The sequence below is a fragment of the Aliterella sp. E5.1 genome (assembly GCF_057473825.1).
Genome location: NZ_JBYCCV010000069.1, coordinates 1 through 20,864, shown reverse-complemented (window position 1 = coordinate 20,864; position 20,864 = coordinate 1). Strand labels below are relative to the sequence as shown.

22 protein-coding genes and 3 pseudogenes are annotated in these 20,864 nt (G+C 41.1%); 17 read left to right on the top strand and 8 right to left on the bottom strand.

Translation table 11 applies throughout. The features are described 5' to 3' along the window. The first annotated feature begins 10 nt into the window (after nucleotides 1-10). The 6 genes and pseudogenes from AC2VE5_RS18190 to AC2VE5_RS18165 form a co-directional block, all read left to right on the top strand. Nucleotides 11-262 (top strand): transposase, encoded by a 252-nt coding sequence (locus tag AC2VE5_RS18190; RefSeq protein ID WP_486889127.1) that lies wholly within the window; start codon nucleotides 11-13, stop codon nucleotides 260-262. Between the two features lie 22 nt (nucleotides 263-284). Continuing rightward, the gene (locus AC2VE5_RS18185) at nucleotides 285-941 is read left to right on the top strand and encodes a class I SAM-dependent methyltransferase (protein ID WP_486889125.1); all 657 of its coding nucleotides are present in this window, start codon (nucleotides 285-287) and stop codon (nucleotides 939-941) included. Nucleotides 942-1,032: 91 nt separating this feature from the next. After that, nucleotides 1,033-1,371, top strand: a complete 339-nt coding sequence (locus AC2VE5_RS18180; protein WP_486889124.1) for a DUF2834 domain-containing protein — start codon at nucleotides 1,033-1,035, stop codon at nucleotides 1,369-1,371. Between the two features lie 16 nt (nucleotides 1,372-1,387). Beyond that, entirely contained in the window at nucleotides 1,388-1,588 is a 201-nt protein-coding gene (locus AC2VE5_RS18175) for a hypothetical protein (protein WP_486889123.1), read from the top strand. A gap of 5 nt (nucleotides 1,589-1,593) precedes the next feature. Further along, nucleotides 1,594-2,226 carry a GNAT family N-acetyltransferase gene (locus tag AC2VE5_RS18170; RefSeq protein WP_486889122.1) on the top strand — a complete coding sequence of 211 codons (633 nt, stop codon included), beginning with the start codon at nucleotides 1,594-1,596 and terminating at the stop codon, nucleotides 2,224-2,226. Then, nucleotides 2,223-2,734: pseudogene (locus tag AC2VE5_RS18165) on the top strand (FtsX-like permease family protein); the annotation flags it as partial. The gene AC2VE5_RS18170 and the pseudogene AC2VE5_RS18165, both read left to right, overlap by 4 nt. On the opposite strand, the gene AC2VE5_RS18160 reads toward AC2VE5_RS18165, so the two are convergent. Continuing rightward, nucleotides 2,731-3,183: an EVE domain-containing protein gene (locus tag AC2VE5_RS18160; protein ID WP_486889121.1), complete on the bottom strand. Its 453-nt coding sequence runs from the start codon at nucleotides 3,181-3,183 to the stop codon at nucleotides 2,731-2,733. The pseudogene AC2VE5_RS18165 and the gene AC2VE5_RS18160 overlap by 4 nt on opposite strands. 74 nt (nucleotides 3,184-3,257) lie before the next feature. Here AC2VE5_RS18160 and AC2VE5_RS18155 point away from each other — a divergent pair, with 74 nt between their 5' ends. Beyond that, nucleotides 3,258-4,058, top strand: a complete 801-nt coding sequence (locus AC2VE5_RS18155; protein ID WP_486889120.1) for a glucosamine-6-phosphate deaminase — start codon at nucleotides 3,258-3,260, stop codon at nucleotides 4,056-4,058. A 154-nt stretch (nucleotides 4,059-4,212) separates the two neighbouring features. Here the strand turns inward: AC2VE5_RS18155 and AC2VE5_RS18150 are convergent, their stop codons facing one another. Further along, nucleotides 4,213-5,097 (bottom strand): carbohydrate ABC transporter permease, encoded by an 885-nt coding sequence (locus tag AC2VE5_RS18150; RefSeq protein WP_486889119.1) that lies wholly within the window; start codon nucleotides 5,095-5,097, stop codon nucleotides 4,213-4,215. Nucleotides 5,098-5,115: 18 nt separating this feature from the next. Between AC2VE5_RS18150 and purN the strand changes: the two genes are divergently transcribed. From purN to AC2VE5_RS18125, 5 genes and pseudogenes are all read left to right on the top strand, one after another. Beyond that, nucleotides 5,116-5,772 (top strand): phosphoribosylglycinamide formyltransferase, encoded by a 657-nt coding sequence (purN, locus tag AC2VE5_RS18145; RefSeq protein WP_486889118.1) that lies wholly within the window; start codon nucleotides 5,116-5,118, stop codon nucleotides 5,770-5,772. Between the two features lie 27 nt (nucleotides 5,773-5,799). Further along, the gene (locus AC2VE5_RS18140) at nucleotides 5,800-6,540 is read left to right on the top strand and encodes a Uma2 family endonuclease (protein WP_486889126.1); all 741 of its coding nucleotides are present in this window, start codon (nucleotides 5,800-5,802) and stop codon (nucleotides 6,538-6,540) included. Between the two features lie 24 nt (nucleotides 6,541-6,564). Further along, nucleotides 6,565-7,182 (top strand): annotated as a pseudogene (locus AC2VE5_RS18135) (DUF2330 domain-containing protein); the annotation flags it as partial. 265 nt (nucleotides 7,183-7,447) lie between these two features. Next, nucleotides 7,448-9,883, top strand: coding sequence for a phosphoenolpyruvate synthase (gene ppsA / locus AC2VE5_RS18130; protein WP_486889117.1), 2,436 nt, complete (start codon nucleotides 7,448-7,450; stop codon nucleotides 9,881-9,883). Between the two features lie 33 nt (nucleotides 9,884-9,916). After that, nucleotides 9,917-11,422 carry a dolichyl-phosphate-mannose--protein mannosyltransferase gene (locus tag AC2VE5_RS18125; RefSeq protein ID WP_486889116.1) on the top strand — a complete coding sequence of 502 codons (1,506 nt, stop codon included), beginning with the start codon at nucleotides 9,917-9,919 and terminating at the stop codon, nucleotides 11,420-11,422. On the opposite strand, the gene trmB is transcribed toward AC2VE5_RS18125, so the two are convergent. Both trmB and AC2VE5_RS18115 read right to left on the bottom strand, forming a co-directional pair. Further along, the gene (gene trmB, locus AC2VE5_RS18120; RefSeq protein ID WP_486889115.1) at nucleotides 11,419-12,054 is read right to left on the bottom strand and encodes a tRNA (guanosine(46)-N7)-methyltransferase TrmB; all 636 of its coding nucleotides are present in this window, start codon (nucleotides 12,052-12,054) and stop codon (nucleotides 11,419-11,421) included. The two genes, AC2VE5_RS18125 and trmB, sit on opposite strands and share 4 nt — an antisense overlap. 21 nt (nucleotides 12,055-12,075) lie before the next feature. Continuing rightward, nucleotides 12,076-13,284 (bottom strand): FIST signal transduction protein, encoded by a 1,209-nt coding sequence (locus AC2VE5_RS18115; protein ID WP_486889114.1) that lies wholly within the window; start codon nucleotides 13,282-13,284, stop codon nucleotides 12,076-12,078. 308 nt (nucleotides 13,285-13,592) lie between these two features. On the opposite strand from AC2VE5_RS18115, the gene AC2VE5_RS18110 reads away from it, so the two are divergent. The 4 genes from AC2VE5_RS18110 to glmM all read left to right on the top strand — a co-directional run bounded on the left by AC2VE5_RS18110 (nucleotide 13,593) and on the right by glmM (nucleotide 16,460). Further along, nucleotides 13,593-13,814, top strand: coding sequence for a CP12 domain-containing protein (locus AC2VE5_RS18110; protein WP_486889113.1), 222 nt, complete (start codon nucleotides 13,593-13,595; stop codon nucleotides 13,812-13,814). Nucleotides 13,815-13,963: 149 nt separating this feature from the next. After that, on the top strand, nucleotides 13,964-14,557 hold the full coding sequence (locus tag AC2VE5_RS18105; RefSeq protein WP_486889112.1) for a DUF3177 family protein: 594 nt from the start codon (nucleotides 13,964-13,966) through the stop codon (nucleotides 14,555-14,557). 6 nt (nucleotides 14,558-14,563) lie between these two features. Beyond that, nucleotides 14,564-14,863 carry a DUF7734 family protein gene (locus tag AC2VE5_RS18100; protein WP_486889111.1) on the top strand — a complete coding sequence of 100 codons (300 nt, stop codon included), beginning with the start codon at nucleotides 14,564-14,566 and terminating at the stop codon, nucleotides 14,861-14,863. 145 nt (nucleotides 14,864-15,008) lie between these two features. Beyond that, entirely contained in the window at nucleotides 15,009-16,460 is a 1,452-nt protein-coding gene (gene glmM / locus AC2VE5_RS18095) for a phosphoglucosamine mutase (protein ID WP_486889110.1), read from the top strand. Nucleotides 16,461-16,499: 39 nt separating this feature from the next. On the opposite strand, the gene AC2VE5_RS18090 is transcribed toward glmM, so the two are convergent. Further along, on the bottom strand, nucleotides 16,500-17,846 hold the full coding sequence (locus AC2VE5_RS18090) for a hypothetical protein (protein WP_486889109.1): 1,347 nt from the start codon (nucleotides 17,844-17,846) through the stop codon (nucleotides 16,500-16,502). Between the two features lie 558 nt (nucleotides 17,847-18,404). Here AC2VE5_RS18090 and sfsA point away from each other — a divergent pair. Further along, nucleotides 18,405-19,160, top strand: a complete 756-nt coding sequence (sfsA, locus tag AC2VE5_RS18085) for a DNA/RNA nuclease SfsA (protein ID WP_486889108.1) — start codon at nucleotides 18,405-18,407, stop codon at nucleotides 19,158-19,160. Nucleotides 19,161-19,163: 3 nt separating this feature from the next. On the opposite strand, the gene AC2VE5_RS18080 is transcribed toward sfsA, so the two are convergent. The 3 genes and pseudogenes from AC2VE5_RS18080 to AC2VE5_RS18070 form a co-directional block, all read right to left on the bottom strand. After that, nucleotides 19,164-20,174 (bottom strand): EAL domain-containing protein, encoded by a 1,011-nt coding sequence (locus AC2VE5_RS18080; RefSeq protein ID WP_486889107.1) that lies wholly within the window; start codon nucleotides 20,172-20,174, stop codon nucleotides 19,164-19,166. Nucleotides 20,175-20,177: 3 nt separating this feature from the next. After that, complete coding sequence (locus AC2VE5_RS18075; protein ID WP_486889106.1) at nucleotides 20,178-20,543, bottom strand: GGDEF domain-containing protein; 366 nt, start codon at nucleotides 20,541-20,543, stop codon at nucleotides 20,178-20,180. Nucleotides 20,544-20,746: 203 nt separating this feature from the next. Then, nucleotides 20,747-20,864: pseudogene (locus AC2VE5_RS18070) on the bottom strand (IS1 family transposase); the annotation flags it as partial.

Genomic DNA, 20,864 nt, shown 5'->3' with positions numbered 1-20,864 from the left:
TTAGTAGGCGATCAGGGCGCTTGTCGCACAGAGGATTCGTCGGACTTTACGTCGTCAGCACACTACGCCAGTTATCCCCAAGCGCAAAAATGCTAAACACAAACCCCGCTTCAATCGTGGACTTGATCGCGAGCGCAACCGCATTGAACGCCTAATCAATCGGCTAAAGCAGTTTCGTCGGGTAGCTACTCGTTATGAAAAACGAGCCGAAAACTACCTAGCAATGCTGATGATTGCGGCGATTCTTATCTGGTTAAAATAGCTCATTACGCTACATCCAGACTTTGCAGATACGCCCTAAAGAATATGATGAATGGTTTTATCGAATTGGGCGTTACGATCGCGGATCGGAAATAAACCAGCGTTGGTTTGATGAAGTCGCTGCGCTCAAAAATGTTGTCCAGCAAGGGGGAACTGTTGATTCGATATTAGATTTAGCTTGCGGTACGGGAATTTGGACGCAAGAACTTTTGAAGTTTGGTAAGCACATTACAGCGATAGATGCTTCCCAAGAAATGATTGAAATTAATCGCCAAAAAGTAAATAATGCTCCTAACGTAGAATATCAGCAGCTAGATTTATTTTCATGGCAACCAGATAAACAATACGATCTAGTTTTCTTTTCTTTTTGGTTATCCCACGTTCCTCCCGCAGAAGTTGATGAGTTTTTGAGCAAAGTTTACAACTCAGTTTTACCAGGTGGGAAAGTTTTGATTATTGACTCTTATTTTGAAATAACATCTTCAGCTAAAGATCATCCGCTTCAAGACAAAAATGAAATTTACCAAAAGCGCAAGCTAAATGACGAGCGAGAGTTTCAGATATTTAAAATTTACTATCAGCCTGATGTCTTGCTCAACAAACTAACTAAAGCTGGTTTCCAAGCAGAGGTAGGACTTACAGATACATATTTTATCTACGGTCAAGGCGTAAAATTTTAATAGTTTGGAGACAGTTCAAATGCGATAGCAAAAACTACAGACTTCCGCTCTAGTTCGATTTATAACGAATGTTTGATACAAGGGGTAATTTATGATTCAAACTACATACCTAATTCTCTGCATCGCGGGAACCATTTTACCTTATTCCCAATTTATACCTTTTTTGGCAAAGCATGGATTAGACTTACAGCTTTTCTTTGAGCAACTATTTGTTAACCGCATCTCTAGCTTTTTTGGCATGGATTTAATTGTTTCATCCCTAGTCTTCTGGTTTTTTGTATTGTGGGAAGGTTCGCGGCTAGGGGTGAAAAATCTATGGGTTTATATAGTTAGTAATTTGCTTGTTGGGGTTTCCCTTGGATTGCCATTATTTTTGCTAATAAGACAGCGCAAACTAGAAACAAGCGATCGCGCATCTGTAAATCTTTAACTAAAACCAGAAAGTCATGCTATACAAAACATCTTTTGTTTGGTTTCGCTTTTTTCGCCGCAAAACTTACTCTTGGATGATTTTAGCGATCGCAGCTTGTAAAGTCGTTTACCTATGTGGAACTACACAAGATAAAGAAAAAGTTCGCTTAATAATAGCGCTTGCCAAAATTGATTTTGTTAAATTTTACGCTTTTATGAACGATTTACTGTGGTGAAAAAAATGAGTAGAGAAGTTGTTCGTTTAGAGATATCCCAGATTGACGCAGCCAGCAAAACCCTTGCTTATGCCTTTAATAACGACCCAATTTTTCGTTATTTTGCCTCCGAACAAGAACAAGTAAGAATCAATGCAATTGAGTTATTTGCTAAAACTGCATTACGCTACAGCCAGCCATACAACCATGTTTATACAACTACAAATGAGTTAAAAGGTGTCGCAGTCTGGATACCTCCAAGGGAATACCCACTAAACGATTTTCGCTTATTGCAATTAGGTTTATATACTTTACCTTTTAAACTGCGTTTGAGCAGACTAGGGCAATTTATATCGCTATTTTTGACGATTGAAAAACATCATAAGCAAGATTTACCTCAGCCTCATTGGTATTTATTTATGCTAGGTGTTTCTCCCACCTATCAAAGCCAAGGGATAGGAAGTTTATTGCTGCAACCAATTCTAAACCAGGCAGATAAAGAAGGATTGCCCTGCTATTTAGAAACTTCTACTGAAGGAGGCGTTCGTTTTTACAAAAGACTTGGTTTTGAAGTAGTGCGGACGGGCGCTTTACCAGAAGCTGACCTTAAATTTTGGACGATGAAGCGATCGCCGAATAATAAAAATAATTATGTTTAATTAATTTAACGCCTGGTGCGGATATTGAACAAGTACGAAGTCAATTAATCGCAGGTTTACCCAATGATGTCAAAGTGCTAACTACCGAAGAATTTGCTCAAGTTGAGAAAGACTACTGGGCAAGCGGTACAGGAATTGGGTTTATATTTGGTTTGGGTGTAGGAGTGGGGTTTATTGTTGGCACTGTAATTGTCTATCAAATTTTGTATGCCGATGTTTCCGACCATTTGCCAGAATACGCCACGCTTAAGGCAATGGGCTATACAGATCTGTTTTGCTGGGAGTTTTGACGCAAGAGGCTTTATTACTTGCTATTTTAGGTTTTCTTCCTGGCTTTGTACTATCTTTTGGACTGTACCAAGTCACTTATGCAGCAACACTTTTACCAATTTCTATGACGGTAGATCGAGCGGTAACAGTATTAGTGCTAACAATTATTATGTGCAGTGTTTCTGGTGCGATCTCTATGCGAAAATTGCGTTCGGCTGATCCGGCGGATGTTTTTTAGTTAGTCATTGCCAAAATCTTTTTAGCGACTATTTCATCTACAGGCATTACAGACAATCGATTACCGCGTCTTGTTACCCAAAGTTCATCGCTACTAAATTCTTGCTTTAGTGTTTCTAAAGGTATCAAAGTAGGGAAAGCCTCAATAAATTCTATAACTACTGTTTGCCAACGCGGCGCTTCGGGAGTGGATTTAGAATCGTAGTATTTGCTTTCTGGGTCAAACTGCGTAGGATCGACAACTTGGGGTGTGGCTATGCTGATTAAGCCGACAATGCCGGGAATTTTAGTATTAGAGTGGTAAAAAAATGCTTTATCTCCTTGCTGCATTTGCCGCAGAAAGTTACGCGCTTGATAATTGCGTACTCCATCCCAAACAGTCTGACGGTCTTTTTTTAAGTGTAGAATGCTGTAGGTTTCTGGTTCAGACTTGATCAACCAATAATTCATCGATATTTAAAATAGTGAAAGTCTAACCTAGCTTATACCAGCGCTGTAACATAGCTTTTTCCATCCTAAAATTCATGTCTGAAACTATTACTTCTCAATACGCACCTGTAAAAAACTTTCAAGTGGACGACTTGACAGTACGACTTTGCGATCGCATAACTACTTTAACGGACGATGCGGCAAACATCGCCCACAAGTATCTATCCACTCTGTTAACAAAACAAAGTCAGGCGACGGTGATTTTGGCGACAGGTAACTCTCAATTGAAGTTTTTGGAGGCGCTAATTGCCTTGGGTGGTGTAGATTGGACGCGGATTGTCCTTTTTCATCTTGATGAATATTTGGGAATTAGCCCCCAACATCCAGCTAGTTTTCGCTACTATTTGCACAAAAACGTAGAAAAACGAGTAAATTGCGCTGCCTTTCATTACATAATCGGAGATACAGCGCAACCTTTGGCAGAATGCGATCGCTATACTCAATTATTGCAAGCGCAACCCATAGATCTATGTTTCCTTGGAGTTGGCGAAAACGGTCACTTGGCTTTTAATGAGCCATCAGTCGCATCCTTTGACGAAAATGGGCAGATAAAATTAGTAAAACTAGAAGCTGCTACTCGCCAGCAGCAGGTGGGCGAAGGACATTTTGCCACCGTTGAAGACGTACCGCAATATGCTTTTACGCTCACAATTCCCCAAATTTGTAGTAGTAAAAAAATTCTTTGTCTTGCACCAGAAAAGCGGAAAGCTAAGGCAGTACAAAATATGTTGCGACTTCCTATTTCTACAACTTGCCCTGCTTCCATTTTACGCCAGCAATCTCAAGCAACATTGTTTTTGGATACAGATTCAGCAAGTTTACTTAGCGACCTCTAGCAGTTCATTTTCCTACTTTTTAAGGTATAGAGACAATGTTTTATACCTTGCTAGATCTAACTTCCAAAGTTGGGTTTGGGTTTCTATCTTTGAATTCTATGCAAACTTTAGAGAAAACTACAGAATCATTACCAAACTACGAACCATCAGCTATCTAAGAATCTTCTTCCCAAGTCTGCAATTGCAAATATACCAAAATAAGTGCGATCGCAAGTAATACTGTAGCTGCCGCCGCCGCATAACCAAAGTCAAATTGTCCAAAAGCTTCTTGGTAAATGTAATAGACTAGCAAATTAGTAGAATTTAATGGGCCACCGCCAGTTATTACATACACTTGCTCAAAACTTCGTAGTGTAAAAATTGCTGTAGTAATTGCCGCAAATACAATTGTCGGGCGCAATCCAGGTAAAGTAATATGCCGAAATTGCTGCCACGAGTTAGCGCCATCCAACTCCGCCGCCTCGTAACGACTTGGTGGAATTGCTTGCAATCCTGCCAAAAACACTACCATATTAAAACCTAGCTGTTTCCAAATACTCAATAAAATCAATACAGGCATTGCCCAAACCGTACTACCTAGCCAAGGAATCGGTGCAAGTCTAAATATATTTAATAGCGAGTTAACTGCGCCTTCGGTTTGAAATAGCCAACGAAAACCCAAGCCAGCAGCGACAAGAGATGTTATTGAAGGCAAAAAATAAGCGCTGCGCAATAGTCCTCGGAGACTGATAGAACGATTTAGTAGTACAGCTAATCCTAAAGGAATTACTAAGCTAGGAATTACTGTTGCAACGGTGAAATAAGTAGTATTGACTAAAACTTGCCAAAAATCTGGGGTAAGGAGCAAACGCCAGTAGTTTCTTAAACCAATCCATTGGATGCCAGAGGAGGTAAAACTACCAGTAGTAAAGCTGAGGTAAAACAAATAAGCAATGGGATAAAGAAGAAATACACCCAAAAATATCAATGCTGGAGTCAGAAATATCCAAGCCGCGACTTCCTCATTATCCAACCACGCCCTACTATAGAGTTTTGCCATTTATAAAATTTTTCCTGTATGACGCTGCCTTCAGTCTGCAATGAATCTAGTGCTAGTCTAGTTTCTCCAAGTATTTCCTCTATTCCAACTCAAAATACGCCTTTAAAACTAGGAGTTTTAGCTTCTGGTAGTGGAACTAACTTTGAAGCTGTAGCAGAAGCTATCAAAAATGGGCAATTAAACGCCCAAATTAAAGTATTAATCTACAACAATCCCCAAGCAAAAGTTGTAGAACGGGCAGCTTCGTGGAATATACCAGCCGTTTTACTCAATCACCGCGACTTTAGTAGTCGGGAAGAATTGGACTTGCAAATCATTGGGTGTTTGCAGCAGCACGATGTCAACTGGGTAATTATGGCTGGCTGGATGCGAGTAGTCACGCCAGTTTTAATTAATGCTTTTCCAAACCAAATTATCAATATTCATCCTAGTTTATTGCCCAGTTTTAAAGGCGTAAAAGCCGTAGAACAGGCGCTAGCTGCGGGAGTAAAGATAACTGGCTGTACGGTGCATTTAGTATGCCCGGAAGTAGATAGCGGCACTATTTTGTGCCAAGCTGCCGTACCTATATTACCCAACGATACCGCCGAAACTTTGCACGATCGCATTCAAGTTCAAGAACATCGAATATTACCACAGGCGATCGCTCTGGCGGCTAATTTAAACTTAAAATAAATGGCAGAAAGAATTGAGAATTATCCAATGGTAAAATCTGACTCCAAGCTCAACTTACCAAGTAGCGATGAACTAATCTGTTCAGACGATGCGCCAGTGGATAACGAAAATCAAAATTTTATTCCCAATTTTCTTTTATTCTTATTAGAGTTTATTTGGGCAGAGCGTCAAGATTGGTTTTTCGCTGTTGATATGGGTGTTTATCATACAACAGGCGTTAACCATCTTGTCCCTGTAGTACCGGACGGTTTTTTGAGTTTGGGAGTCAGTCGCCGCAAGCCGGGAAAAGTGTCACGCAATAGCTATGTACTGTGGGAAAAAGATTACATTCAACCCATTTTTGTTTTAGAAACTGTATCGCAAACCCCAGGTGAGGAATATAGCTCTAAAATGGCAACCTATGCCAACTTAGGAGTTTTGTACTATGTAGTTTACAACCCCCAATACTGGAAGCGCTACAAACACCAGCCTTTTGAAGTATATAAATTAATTGACGGACAATATCAGTTACAAGCTGGTGAACCTTTTTGGATGCCTGAAATTGGCTTAGGAATTGGACGCGCCAAAAGTTGGAGTGGTGGCTTAGAGCGTGAGGTTTTGTATTGGTATGACGAGAAAGGAAATAGATACTTTACTCCTGAAGAATTAGCCGAACAAGAACGTCAAAAAGCTGAACAAGAACGTCAAAGGGCAGAAAATGCCGAACAACAGTTAGAAGCTCTCCTTGCTAAGTTAAGAGCAAGCGGCATAGATACAGATACGCTTTAGTTACTGACATTCTTCAGATGAAATTTGGGTATGATAAATTCTACAAACGAGCAAGATTTAATTGTGTATATTTTGTCGCCAAAAGGACAAGCAGAACTCACAAATTATCGCACAGTAAATATTTCTTCTGATGCGGATGTTCCTTGATTTGTTAAAGATGAATTTGGAAATTTTTATAAGTCAATGTTTCAAAACTCTTACACTAAGGAAGATAAAAAAGTAGCGTTTCTTGAATATGCTTGGAATATGAATAGCTGCGATCCTTGTTCAGCAGAACCTTTAAACCCAGAAGAATTGCGAAAAGCTGGCGTTTTTTGGTTAGATTCATCGGCTAATAGCAACGTATTTCTTACTCGCTTACACGTACGTTATAGCCGCGCTAAGTTTCCTGAAGATTTGATGTTTCAAGAAACAGCCAACAACCAATTTTTTCAAGGTAGATATGTCTTGCGTCATCCTTTCCAAGATGAAGCCAAGTGTGACGCGGGGAGACAGTATCAAAGGTCTTTACCTCGGAGATTTGAACAAGAGTCACAAACTTTAGCTAGGCTGACGGGGTGGAATATTCAAGATATTCGCAAAAAAAATAGTGTTCCAGTTAGTCTTTCTACTCCTTGGTGGCGATCGCTTTGGATTTGGTGAAATATAGTTGCCATTTGGGATTTAAAATCGCTAACTTATAGCTAAAGTCATTGCTAATACTGTTGAGCTAAAAGTTGAATTTTAGATAACTATACAGAAAAAGTATTAATTGTAATGATTAATACTTTATTTCTATTTTTAAGGAAGCAAAGAAGCAATTAGAATTGCATATCTTTGGAAAGAAGCAATAAATAATCAAGTAGCTTTATTTCATCTCAGATAAACTGGTAATCATTAAGCTGAATACAAAAAGTAGAGGAAATATATGGCTGTTATAGTGCAAGAAAATTCCTCATCCTCTAAAGAGCGATCGCTAATTCTATGGTTCGATCAAGTAGGAATTGGCGATATTGCCCTGGTAGGTGGAAAAAATGCCTCTTTAGGGGAAATGATCCGGCAATTAGTCCCTGGGGGGGTAAAAGTTCCTAATGGATTTGCAACTACAGCTTATACTTTTCGGTACTTTATCAAGGAAGCTGGATTAGAAGCAAAATTAAGAAGTTTGTTTGCTACCTTGGATATTGATAATGTAAATCAATTACAGCAAGTAGGAAAACAAGCAAGATCGTTGATTATGCACACCGCCTTTCCTATAGAAGTCAGTAATGCGATCGCCGAAGCTTATTTGCAATTATGCCAAAAATATGGAACTGACACCGATGTAGCTGTACGTTCTAGCGCAACGGCGGAAGATTTGCCCGATGCTAGTTTTGCTGGACAACAAGAGACTTATCTCAACGTTCATAGTACCCCAGGAGTGCTGGCAGCTTGTCATCGTTGCTTTGCGTCTTTATTTACCGATCGCGCAATTTCCTACCGCCATCATAGAGGTTTTGATCACTTAGATGTAGCGCTTTCCGTCGGCGTACAAAAAATGGTACGTTCCGATTTGGCTTGTTCGGGGGTAATGTTTTCTATCGATACCGAAACAGGCTTTAAAAACGCTGTTCTGCTTTCTGCGGCTTATGGATTGGGTGAAAATGTTGTTCAAGGCGCAGTGAACCCTGATGAATATTATGTATTTAAGCCGACTTTGAAGCAGGGATTCCGCCCAATTTTAAAGAAAAGAATCGGCAGCAAAGAGCTAAAAATGATCTACGATGACGGTTCTAAGTTTACTAAAAATGTTCTAGTAGACCAAGCAAGCCGCGATAAATACGCCCTTGAAGATGAGGAAATTTTGCAACTAGCAAAGTGGGCGTGTTCAATTGAAGATCACTATACCCAAGTCCATCAACAGTACACGCCTATGGATATGGAATGGGCAAAAGATGGGATTACTGGGGAATTATTTATCGTCCAAGCTAGACCAGAAACCGTACAGTCACAGAAATCTCAAACTATCCTACGCAGCTATCATTTTACTGAAAAAAGTCCGCGATCGCCTATAGTCACAGGTCGCAGCGTAGGAGAAGCAATCGGTCAAGGCGTAGCTAGGATTATTGTTGACGCAAATAAAATCGATCAATTCCGCGCCGGAGAAGTGTTAGTTACCAATCGCACCGATCCTGATTGGGAACCAATTATGAAAAAAGCCAGTGCGATCGTCACTAATTCTGGTGGAAGAACCTGCCATGCGGCAATTATTGCTAGAGAAATGGGGATTCCGGCGATCGTTGGCTCTAATAATGCTACCGAGATGTTAAAGACTGGTCAAGAAGTAACTATTTCTTGCGCTGAAGGGGAAGAAGGACGAGTATACGCGGGGTTGTTACCCTTTGAAGTTAGGGAAGTACCTTTAGAAAACTTGCCCCGCACTCGCACTAAAATTTTGATGAATGTGGGAAATCCCGCCGAAGCTTTTGGTTTTTCTGCTATCCCCAACGATGGTGTAGGATTAGCACGATTAGAATTTATTATTGCTAACTACATCCAAGTGCATCCTTTGGCTTTGATTCACTACGACAAGTTAGACGATGAAACCGTTAAAGCAAAAGTCGCCCAGCTTACGCAACTGTACGAATATAAACCCCAATATTTTATCGATAAATTGGCACGGGGCGTTGCAACGATCGCGGCGGCATTTTATCCAAACCCTGTAGTAGTGCGGATGAGTGACTTTAAAACCAACGAATACGCTAATTTATTGGGTGGAAGACAATTTGAACCGAAAGAAGAAAACCCGATGCTTGGCTGGCGGGGTGCGAGTCGCTACTATGACGAACGTTATCGCGAAGCTTATGCCCTAGAATGTCACGCCTTAAAGCGGGTACGCGATGAAATGGGTTTAACAAACGTTATTCCAATGATTCCTTTTTGTCGTACCCCAGATGAAGGTAAGCGGGTACTTGAAGAAATGGCAAAGCACGGTTTAGAAAAAGGAGTTAATGGATTAGAAGTTTATGTAATGTGCGAGTTGCCAAGTAATGTAATTATGGCTGAAGAATTTAGCCAAGTATTTGATGGCTTTTCTATCGGTTCAAATGACTTAACACAACTAACTTTAGGCTTAGATCGAGATTCTGCCTTAGTCGCGCATTTATTTGACGAACGCAATGAAGGGGTAAAGCGGATGGTAAAAATAGCGATCGCATCTGCTAAGAAAAATCATCGCAAAATTGGTATTTGCGGTCAAGCACCAAGCGATTACCCAGAATTTGCTACGTTTTTAGTCAACCAAGGTATCGATTCTATTAGTCTCAATCCTGACTCGGTACTCAAGACTTTGCTGATAGTAGCGGACGCAGAAAAGGTATCTTAGTTTGAATACCTTTGAGCTAAGAAGCCTTGTACTATGATTTTATCTAACAAGCGCCCTAACTCAATTCCCTGGTTTTGGATTGGTTTAGCTAGCGTATTTTTACTCTCAATAATCCTGCGGTTTTGGGGATTAGGGCGCTTTAATACTTTTGTATTTGATGAAGTTTACTACGCCAAATTTGCCAATAACTACCTTACCAATACTAAGTTTTTCAACGCTCATCCGCCTTTAAGCCAGTATATTATTGCAATCGGCATTTGGATTGGTAGCCATCTTCCCATTGGACAAGATACCGTAAATAATCTTACGGGTTCTGTGCGTTCGACTTGGAGTTATCGCTGGCTTAATGCTTTAACTGGCTCATTTATACCTTTAGTTGTAGCTGCGATCGCCTATCAAATTAGTTCGCGGCGTAGTTACGCTCTAATTGCTGCCATCTTTGCTGCTAGTGATGGCTTGTTTTTGGTAGAGTCCCGTTACGCTCTAAATAATGTCTATCTAGTGATTTTTGGACTACTGGGGCAGTTGTTTTGCTTGTTAGGGCTAAAAACGCATGGCATTAAACGCAGTTTCTATCTAGCCCTCGCTGGCGTGTGGTTTGGTGCGTCGGCGGCAATTAAATGGAATGGTTTATGGTTTTTGCTGGGTATCTATCTAATCTGGCTGGCTGCTTGGGCAATTCGGCTAGTAAATCCGCTTAAAAATGCCTATACAAGTCGCCGTTACACTACCCCTCTGCAAAACCTCACTCAGCTTAATTTAGGACACATTCTAATTTACCTAGCAATTATCCCCGTTGCCGTCTACAGCCTCGCTTGGATTCCCCACCTGCAACAAAACCCCACTCCCAACTTTTGGGATATGCAAACAAAAATTTTGTCCTATCACGAAAGAATCGGCGATGGGGCAAAAGTGCATCCTTATTGTTCTGATTGGTACACGTGGATATTTATGTTACGTCCTGTAGCTTATTTTTATCGCACGGCGGCGAGTGTTAATGAACCTCTAGCTTTTGACACCCCAGCGCTACCTACAACTGCAGCAAAAGTAATTTATGATGTCCATGCTATAGGCAATCCGATATTGTGGTGGCTGTCTACCGCCGCTATTTTTTATATGCTGTGGCTACTGCTACGACATAGTTGGGTTACGCAAAAATTTAGCCTGTTTCGCCAAATTAGCGATCGCCAAATTACCGACAATTGGATTATTTTGTATCTAGTCCTCAATTGGCTGGCTAATTTGCTGCCTTGGGTTCCGGTAACGCGCTGTACGTTTATTTATCACTACATGGGTTCTTCGGTGTTTTCGGGGCTGGCGATCGCATTTCTTGTCAATAATTGGTTGCAAAGCTATCGCTCATCTCTGCGGGTGCTAGGTTTAACAACTATTTTTTTAATCCTTTTGGCTTTTGTTTTTTGGATGCCAGTTTATTTAGGTTTACCCTTATCTTTAGCAGAATATCGCCTGCGCTTACCTTATTTCGACTACTCGCAATTACCGTTATGGATAAAGCAATTCCTACCTAATTGGATTTAGCGGCGGATAAATATCGCCCGATAAACAGGTTCGCCGCGCAACAAAGTTGTTTGTTCTCTTTCGGTGGCTACAGGCAAAGGATTCTCTGTTAGCAAGGGTTCTGGGCTGTGCAAATCGAAATCTGGGTGGAGGGCAAAGCGATCGCGCATTTCTAATAGTAGTCCTTCAATATCTGATTGTAGAAATACCATGCCACCAGGTGCTAAATAAGTTGCTAATTCTGCTACTAATTGTGGCTGCAACATTCGCCGTTTGGCATGACGATTTTTAAACCAAGGGTCGGGAAACTGAATGGTAACGCGCTGTAACGTGCCTGGAGAAAGAGATTTTAGTAGCGGTGCTAAAGAATTGTTGACATTGCAAAATAAATAATGCAAGTTGGTTAGATTTAATTTACGAGCAAGAGAAGTCGCATCATCTACCAACACCTCGCGGATTTCTAACCCCAAATAATTCCAATTGGGTTCAAATGTTGCCATTTCTAGCAAAAACTGTCCCCTAGCGCAACCGATATCTAAATGCAGGGGTTGAGTTGGATTTGTATAGATTTGCTGCCATTTAAGCGGCAAAATTGGCGTTTTGTACTTGATTGCTAACGGATTTACGTGCTGACGGACTCGAACAGGTGACAATTAAAAAACTCCTCAATTTTTTTAAGGTTGACGACAAATACCAAATACCGAGGTGTAGCCATGTAAAAAAGTGCTGCCACCAACGGGACCAATTTCACCGCTACAGAAAAACCCACCTAAAGCCATATCGCTGAAATAACGCTGAAACAACCCGGAATCAAAATTTGGCTTGCCATACAACCCCTCACCCCGTCCCAAACAAGAAAATATCAATGCTCCTGCTTCTTTAGGCTCGACTTGACTAGATTTGTGGTATTTTTGCAACCACCATTCTAAGTCCTCTGCCGAAGTTTGGGCATCGCGGAGGTGAAATTGAATGCGTTGACCCGGACGAATACGATCGCCAATCGCGATCGCCCCAGCGTTAGGATCTACTCCTAGCAAGTTACGAATCAAGAAGTCTCCTTGCCCCAAATCTTGCTTAAACTCATCCCGCGTTACGCCAATAAATAAAGCTGTTTGAGCTAAGTGTTGATCTTCTTCATCTAAGCTTTCAATTAGCAACCGCAGTTGCGTTAGAGGCGGTTTTTCGTCTAATTCGAGAATAATATTGCGATCACTCGAACTTACTTGATAAGGCTTGCCAATTGGTCTGCATCCTTGCGCCACAATCGTTTCTAAAACAATATTGCCACTCAACGCTACTCCAATAGTTCCCTCACGGTAAAGGCGATCGTTGCAAAATAAACCTGTAAGTCCTGGTGTTGAACCGCCACTAGCTAATCCGCCGACAATTACCGAACCCGGATAAGCAAAATCTAATCCTTGTAATAAATCGTTAATCTTACTGGTAAACGGATCGGATAATAAAATAAATTGCGGCGTGCGATCGGGTTCTACACCAATCAAATCTACCCAAGTATGAGGCGGGCTATCGAGATCTGGCAACTCCTCCGGCACAAGATGAAATGCTTGCATTTCTACACCTGGCAGGTGTGCTAGGCTCAGGCTCAAAGCTGGAGAATCTTCTAATTCTTGCATTTCTCCGCCCTTAGATACGCCAACAATTCCCCCACCACCGCAGCCAATCAATACCTTAATATCTGTCAGTTTTTCTTGCAGTAAGGGCAGCAAACGAGGATAATCGCTAGTAAAAGCCGCCGAAATAAATACTATGGCTAAATCGGCGGGTGCTTGCAATAAAGCTGTAGCACGCTCTACTACCTCCGCCACCGCAGATTCTAAAGAAGAATGAGTTGAGAGGGCGTTTGCCCACTGCATTTTTTTCATGAGTTATACCCTATGGTGCTATCACCAACATACCTAAATACGATCGGAAGTGCGGTTTCTAAAACACTATCAATTATTAGCTAAACTTCTATCCTCGATTGATTATTTAAATCAATCTAAAAACTACAGTATAGTTGCCTGTACTGCTAGAAATTAGTAACATCGAGTTTGATGGCGGAAAACCCTCATTGGTGCGTGTTAGCCTTTAGAAGTAAGCAAACAACATCTTAGACGCTATAAGCTCTAAGAGGCTTTCAACTTCAAAGGTTTCTTATACTAGAGACAGGAATACATTTGCAAAAAAATTTATGAGCAACATCAATCAAAAAATCGAAGAAGAAAGAGACCAAGCCCGCACCGTTTGCGATACACAAGGCGCTACATCAGGAGAATGCGCCGCAGCTTGGGACGTGGTAGAAGAATTGCAAGCAGAAGCAGCGCACAAGCGCCAAGTTAAACCCAAAAATTCTTTAGAGCAATATTGCGAAGATAACCCCGGCGCTGATGAATGTCGTCTTTACGAAGAATAACTGTAAAAAGTAGCAGAGCCTACTTAATTTTTTAGCAACGTAGGACACTAAGCTAATGAGTGTACTTCGTTGCTTTTTTGTGGGATCACACTTCCGCTAATCACTGAAGCTGCTTCAGGGCAAAAATCACGCTTAATTTTATTTAATTTATGCTTGCTGACAATTGGCTCCGCTCTCTAATCTGGACAGACTATCGTTTAGCCGTTATCTTTATAGTGGTTTTGCCGTTAATATTACTACTTTGGGCATTGGCGCAAAAAGCTGAAGCAATCCAACGCTTATTAACTATTTACTGGCGCGTGTCTAGTTTGCTGACAATTTCAGTTTATCTGCTGATTGCTGCTTTTCCTGTAGGTTTTATTTCAGGAGTGATGGCGCGAATTTTAATTCCGATAGCGCTGTGGTTTTGGGTCGATCTCAATGAAGAAATTGCCGATCGCTCTCCAGGGGCGCTAACAATAAGTTTTAATGCTTGGCGCTGGGCAGTATCAGTTTATTGTGTAATTGGCGCGCTTGCTACAATCCCATTTCTACAGTGTGCGGTATCAACGACAGCAAGTGCATCGCCTTTTTGTCGTGCCTTTTTAGAGCCACCACTACTATTTAAAGAGTATTTTCACCCCAATAGCCAGCCAGGATTTTTAGGTTTCCTAGGTATGGTGGGTTTAATATTCTATTTAGGTTGCTTGATTTATTTTGTATTTTTTAAGTTAGGCAAGCAAGGACGCTCGGCACTTTCCTAAATAACTATGACTCATACTGCTAGTAAACGCTTAGAGCAGTACACGCTCAAAAAACCTCAAGAAGTCCTGATTGTAGAAGTCCAAGTTGCTGGAGAAAGCGATCGCCTAGTTATCTTCAAAGGCTTTTCTAGTTCTTTGATGCGCCCCACTGCCTTCGACCTTGACGTACCAGTTTTACCAAAAGACGCAAAAATTATCAGTATCGATCGCCTCCGCAGTCCCTACAACCCAGATTTGCCCCATTACCTCCAACAAGGACTCACTTGGGAGGAGATGGAATTATTACTAACAGAAATAGGAATTTAGTCTGTTTATAACCTCTGCTAGTTGTTTTCGCGATCGCCGATACAACTAGCGTATTTATTTAATTTAACTAGCAATAATTTTCTCAAAATTAACATAAAGTGCTATCCTCTACCCGTATGAGTGTTGTGTGTGGAGTAGATAAATTATGGTCGCGTCCCCGGTAGAAGCCCAAAGTACGGTTTCCCAAGCATCAATTTGGGATTTTGATTTTTTTGCAGCGCATAAAGCTAGCTTAATTTTGCCCAAGTCTCCCTTGTTTGGTACTGATGGCATCCGGGGACGAGTGGGAGATATATTAGATATTTCTTTGGCATTGCAAGTAGGTTTTTGGGCAGGGCTAGTATTGCAACGCGCCTCTAAATCTGGGGTAGTAATTATTGGGCAAGATTCGCGCAACTCTAGCGATCGGTTGGCAAATTCTGTAGCGGCGGGCTTAAAAGCTTCCGGCTTAGAAGTTTGGAACCTTGGCTTATGCCCAACTCCTTGCGTCGCTTATCTTACGGGTGTTAGTGATGCGGTAGGCGGAGTAATGATTTCTGCAAGTCATAACCCACCTGAAGATAACGGAATCAAATTTTTTGGTGCAGATGGAGCAAAGTTAGACGAAGCTTTGCAAGACCAAATTGAAGCTGGGATAAGAGGACAAGGGATATTACCAATTAATAAACCAACTAAAGGGCAGCACTACGATCGCCCAGAATTAGTTAGAGATTATTTAGATAGTATTAAAAAACCTTTCACAAATAGCATCAACCTCCAAGGGATGCGAATCGTTTTAGATTTGGCTTGGGGTGCAGCCGTAGGTATCGCACCAATGGTATTTAAGGAGATGGGAGCAGAAGTAATTTGCTTGCATGACAAAGCTGATGGCAACTCAATTAATGTTGATTGCGGCTCTACTCATCTTGCTCCCGTCCAAGCGGCGGTTTTGCAGTACAATGCCGATTTGGGTTTGGCTTTTGATGGCGATGCCGATCGCGTTTTAGCTGTAGACGATCGCGGTAATCCGATTAATGGCGATTACATTCTTTATTTATGGGGTAAAAGCTTGCAAGCAAAGCAGCAGTTGCCCGCAAACTTAATTGTCTCTACAGTTATGGCGAACCTAGGCTTTGAACGGGCTTGGGAAAAACAAGGCGGCAAACTACTTCGTACCAGCGTAGGCGATCGCTACGTCCAAGCCCAAATGCAAGCGACGGGCGCAATGCTAGGGGGCGAACAGTCAGGACATATTCTTTGCCCCCACTATGGCGTTACAGGCGATGGCATCTCTACAGGCTTGCATCTAGCAGCTTTAGTCAAGCAGTCTGGCACAAACTTATCGCAACTCGCCGCTTTGAGCTTTACCACCTATCCGCAACTATTAATCAACGTGCGCGTCGAAAATCGCGATCGCCGGATGAATTGGGTATCTTGCGATCGCCTGCAAAGTGCAATTTCCACGGCTCAAACGGCTATGGGAAATCAAGGTCGGATTCTTGTTAGAGCTTCAGGTACAGAACCTGTAATTCGCGTCATGGTAGAAGCTGCTGACGCAAACTTGACTCAGCATTGGGCAGAGCAGTTAGTAATCGCCGTGCAAAAATACATTGCATAAATTAATCAAGGCACGCAACTCTTGCGTGCCTGACTACATTTAGCTTTTCGCTAGTTCTATCACTACTGGGCGATCGCTTACATCAATATCTAACTGTTTTGGGTAGGTTTTCTGAGCCGTCCAATTAGCTGAGTCATTGGGTACGTAAATAGTTGCTTTGGCAATGGCTGTGTTTAGGGTGAGATTTACTTTCTGACTAGAGACTTTAATCGCCTGTCTAGTATCGACATTAAAACTAGATACTTCTTGCCACAAGATCAAATAAAATCTGCCATCTCTTTTTTGCAACAACGTGTGACGAACATTTGCCGTATTACCCCCTAAAGAGTAATCTAAGGAGCCAGGTGTCAACTTAGAACCTGGATCTTTCAACAAACCAATCAAATTTTTCACAGCTACAAAAGCAGGCTTCTCAGATCCGTCGTTACGCAGCAAACCAAAGTTTTTGTACAAAGAGTTAGGGTCGTAATCAACGTTGATTAGCTCGTAGGCAAAAGTTCGGGGAATTCCGTTGTTAAATTGTTCTAAAAACAAACGAGGCATATACTTTCCAGAAACATCTTCTGGTACGCCTCTATGCCCGTCAGAGGTGTTGACAATGCTGTGATAGCCTGTTTCTGTAGTAACAATTTGCTTAGAAGGGCTTGCTTTTTTGGCAGTTTGCACATTCCAACCAAGACTACCGTAGTTATTAGTTCCCCAGCCGCTATTTCCAGGATTGCGCCCAGAAAAGTAGTTGTTCATAGTTCCGTAGTCTACGTAAGCACTCAAGTCACCAATCGCATTATAGGCATCTCCTCCCGAAAGCGATGGTCCGTATATTTGAATGTTTTTTGTAGCTGAATCTCCTTTGACAGCTTCGTGCAGTTGCTGTTGATAGTTACGCAAGTTGCTAACCCAATTGCCATCTCCGCTGAGGTTGTACTCGTTTGGTCCCTGTACTGCTTCTACTACATCTGTACCCAGTTCCTTGATCAAACTTACTGTTGCCGATGGCGACACACTGCGGGGGTCGCAAATTAAAGTCGAACGAATACCCAAAGTCTTTAGTTCTCGAAGCCTATCCATATAGCCGTTGAGATTGCGCGTAGCACCATCACGGATGTGACGTACTCCCAATTGCACTAATTTAGGCTTGATTAGCGTATCGTATTTTTGGTGATAAACCGATGATTCGTAGTACAAGTGAGTATTAACACCAATTGAATCTACAAAATCATCAGCACTGCGAGCCTTTTCTGGTGCAGCTTGTACTGAGTGTACAGTTGTAAGTAATAATAAGTTCAATCCTAAACCAATCAAGGTTTTGGAGCTAATAAGCTTTTTTCCTTTAAAACAAGGCACTGACGGCATTAGTTTGTAATCTTGTTCTTTACCTTTGAGCATCCTTTCACCACATTTGAAGCTTGCAAGTAAACTCTATCTCAAAGTAGAGGAAATATATATAACTTTACACTATCTACTAAATATGCTTTGTCAATTTACTGAGAGAAGATCCTGTAAAAAAAGCATCATTAATAAAAAACAAATAAAGCTTTATAAGTCTTTAGTTATAAAGGCAATAAATTATAAAAATCATTAGTTTTATTGGCTAAAGATTATACAGAAAAAGGCTTTTGCAATATTAAAAAAACAAAAAAATATTAAATTATTAGCTGTACAGGGGTGTTTTTAATAACATTATCTTTGTTTTGCTCTCTTGATAAATTTAGTATCAAAAATTCTTCAGTCAATATTATAAATAAATGTAACAATGCAACTTTACATACATTGAGCTTGTGTATCTTTTGCAAAAATCACCTAAATTTGAGCAGTAACCCTTACTCATTTTTGGACTAAATGTTCGATTATTATTTAGCAACTTGCGGTGAAATTAGCGATCGCGTCGCCCTAAAACGATAAAATACAAAGCAAACTTAATAAATCCCTGTCAGGGATTGACAAATGGACGATTGGTTATATAAATATCCGCCGCTTTACCCAGGTATTTTAGTCAAAAGATATAAGCGGTTTTTTGCAGACATTGAGTTAAGTACGGGAGAAGTAATTACAGCCCATTGCCCAAACACAGGCTCAATGAGTGGAATTAGTACCCCTGGTAGTGCCGTCCAAGTATCTTACAGTAACAACCTCAAGCGCAAGCTGCCTTATACCTGGGAGATGGTTCAAGTATTTGATAACCAACCAACTTGGGTGGGAATCAATACAATGATGCCAAATCGGATTATTAAATTGGCATTAGAAAAATTTTTGTTCCCAGAATTAACCAACTATCAGCAGATTCGATTTGAAGTTGTTTACGGACAAGACAAAAAAAGTCGGGTAGATTTTGTATTGAGTAGCAATACTGAGCGCCCCGTATATATAGAAGTTAAAAGCACCACCTGGGCGCAGAAACAACTAGCCTTATTTCCTGATACCGAAACCACACGCGGACAAAAGCACTTGCGAGAACTTGTAGCCTTGCTACCTCAAGCCCGTGCGGTGATGTTGTATTTTATCAATCGCGGCGACTGTAGCCAATTTGCCCCCGGAGATAGCGCCGATCCCATTTATGGAAATTTGCTCAAAAGTGCGATCACTCTTGGGTTAGAAATTTTACCTTGTCGGTTTGAAATTGCGCCAGAGGGTATACGCTATCTGGGTTTAGCCCAGTTACACAGTTCTCTATTAGTCAAATCATCAACGCCGCAAATCTAAAAATTATAGGCGTGGGGCTAGATTTATCGTTGGTGTAGGTGTTCCTGCTTGCAAGTTCAAGGGCATTACTAACGGGCGCGGTTTAGCGATGCCATAGCCTTGAGCATAATCTACTCCTAATTTACGAATCTTTTCTAAAATGGCATCATTTTCAACAAACTCAGCAATGGTTTTAATTCCTACGACATGACCAACTTGATTAATTGCCTCAGTCATTGCCAAATCTATGGGATCGCTAAGAATGTCTTTGATAAAACTACCATCAATTTTTAGATAATCTATAGGCAATTTTTTGAGATAAGCAAAGGATGACATCCCCGTACCAAAATCATCTAAAGCAAAAGAGCAACCAAGTTGTCTAAACTCATTAATTAATGCTACAGCTTTAGTCAAATTAGTAATAGCGACAGTTTCAGTAATTTCAAAACAGATTACTTGGGGTGGAATCTGATATAGCTTGATTTGTTCGTGCAGAAAGTTTATGAAGCGATCGTCATTAATACTTGCACCAGAAAGGTTAATTGCATACAAACAATAACCGCCTACTTTTTGACAATCTGCGTAAGTTTGGCGATAGTGCGTCCCTTGACTAGCAAATAAAGTTGTAATTACCCAACGATCGATTGCTTGCATCAAATTGTAGCGCTCCGCCGCCGGAATAAATGCCATGGGCGGAATTATTTTGCCTGTTTCATCCCGCAGTCGCAGCAATACTTCGTAGTGTTCTTGAGAGTCTGGTCGTTGAGTGTCTGTAGGTACAATAGATTGGGAATAAAGACAAAAACGATTTTCTTCTAGAGCTTTATTTATCTGCTCTATCCATTGCATATCGTCATTTTGGATGAGAGCGCGATCGCTCTGTTGATAAATCTGAACGCGATCGCGTCCCTGATTTTTAGCAGCATAGCAAGCAATATCGGCAGAACTGATAGTATTTACGAGGCTTTGGCTGCGATCGTTAATTGCAACTACACCAATGCTGACACCAATTCTAAAAATTTTATCTTCCCACACAAATCAAAATGCTTGGATACTCTCACGCAAAGCATTGGCAATAATTAAAGCTTGCTCGATAGTGCATTGATTAAGCAGTAACCCAAACTCATCTCCACCCAAACGAGCCAAAACATCAACAGAACGTACTTGACTTTGCAATAAAGTTGTAACTTGGCGTAATAGCTCATCTCCTGCTATGTGACCGCAAGTATCATTAACAATCTTGAAGCGATCCAAGTCTAAATAACACAATGAATGCTGGGAGCTAGTAACTTTGGCAACATTTAAAGCTTGTTCTAAATGCTGTTCAAATTTTCTTCGATTAACTAATCCAGTCAAAGCATCGTGGTTAGCTTGCCAAGCTAGACGTTGTTCGCTTTCACGCAAAGCAGCATCAGCTTGTTTGCGATCGGTAATATTTATTACTACATGGCAAAAACCTGTTTTCCAGCATAAGAAATTAAGTTAACATTTACCTCAACGTCAACAAAATAACCATTGCGGGAGCGATATTGTTTTTCACAAGTAAAACGCTCTACTTTTGTTGTTATGTAATGTAAGTATTGATCGTAGCTTTCGCTGGTAGTGCGTCAGATTATTGTGGGATAGGTCACGATATCATTCCAAGTCCATGGTCGAGAGGTTAATCCTGCTCGTTGTGCGGCAGTGGACTTGAACCGACTATGCTGCCAAATCCAATTGAAGTAA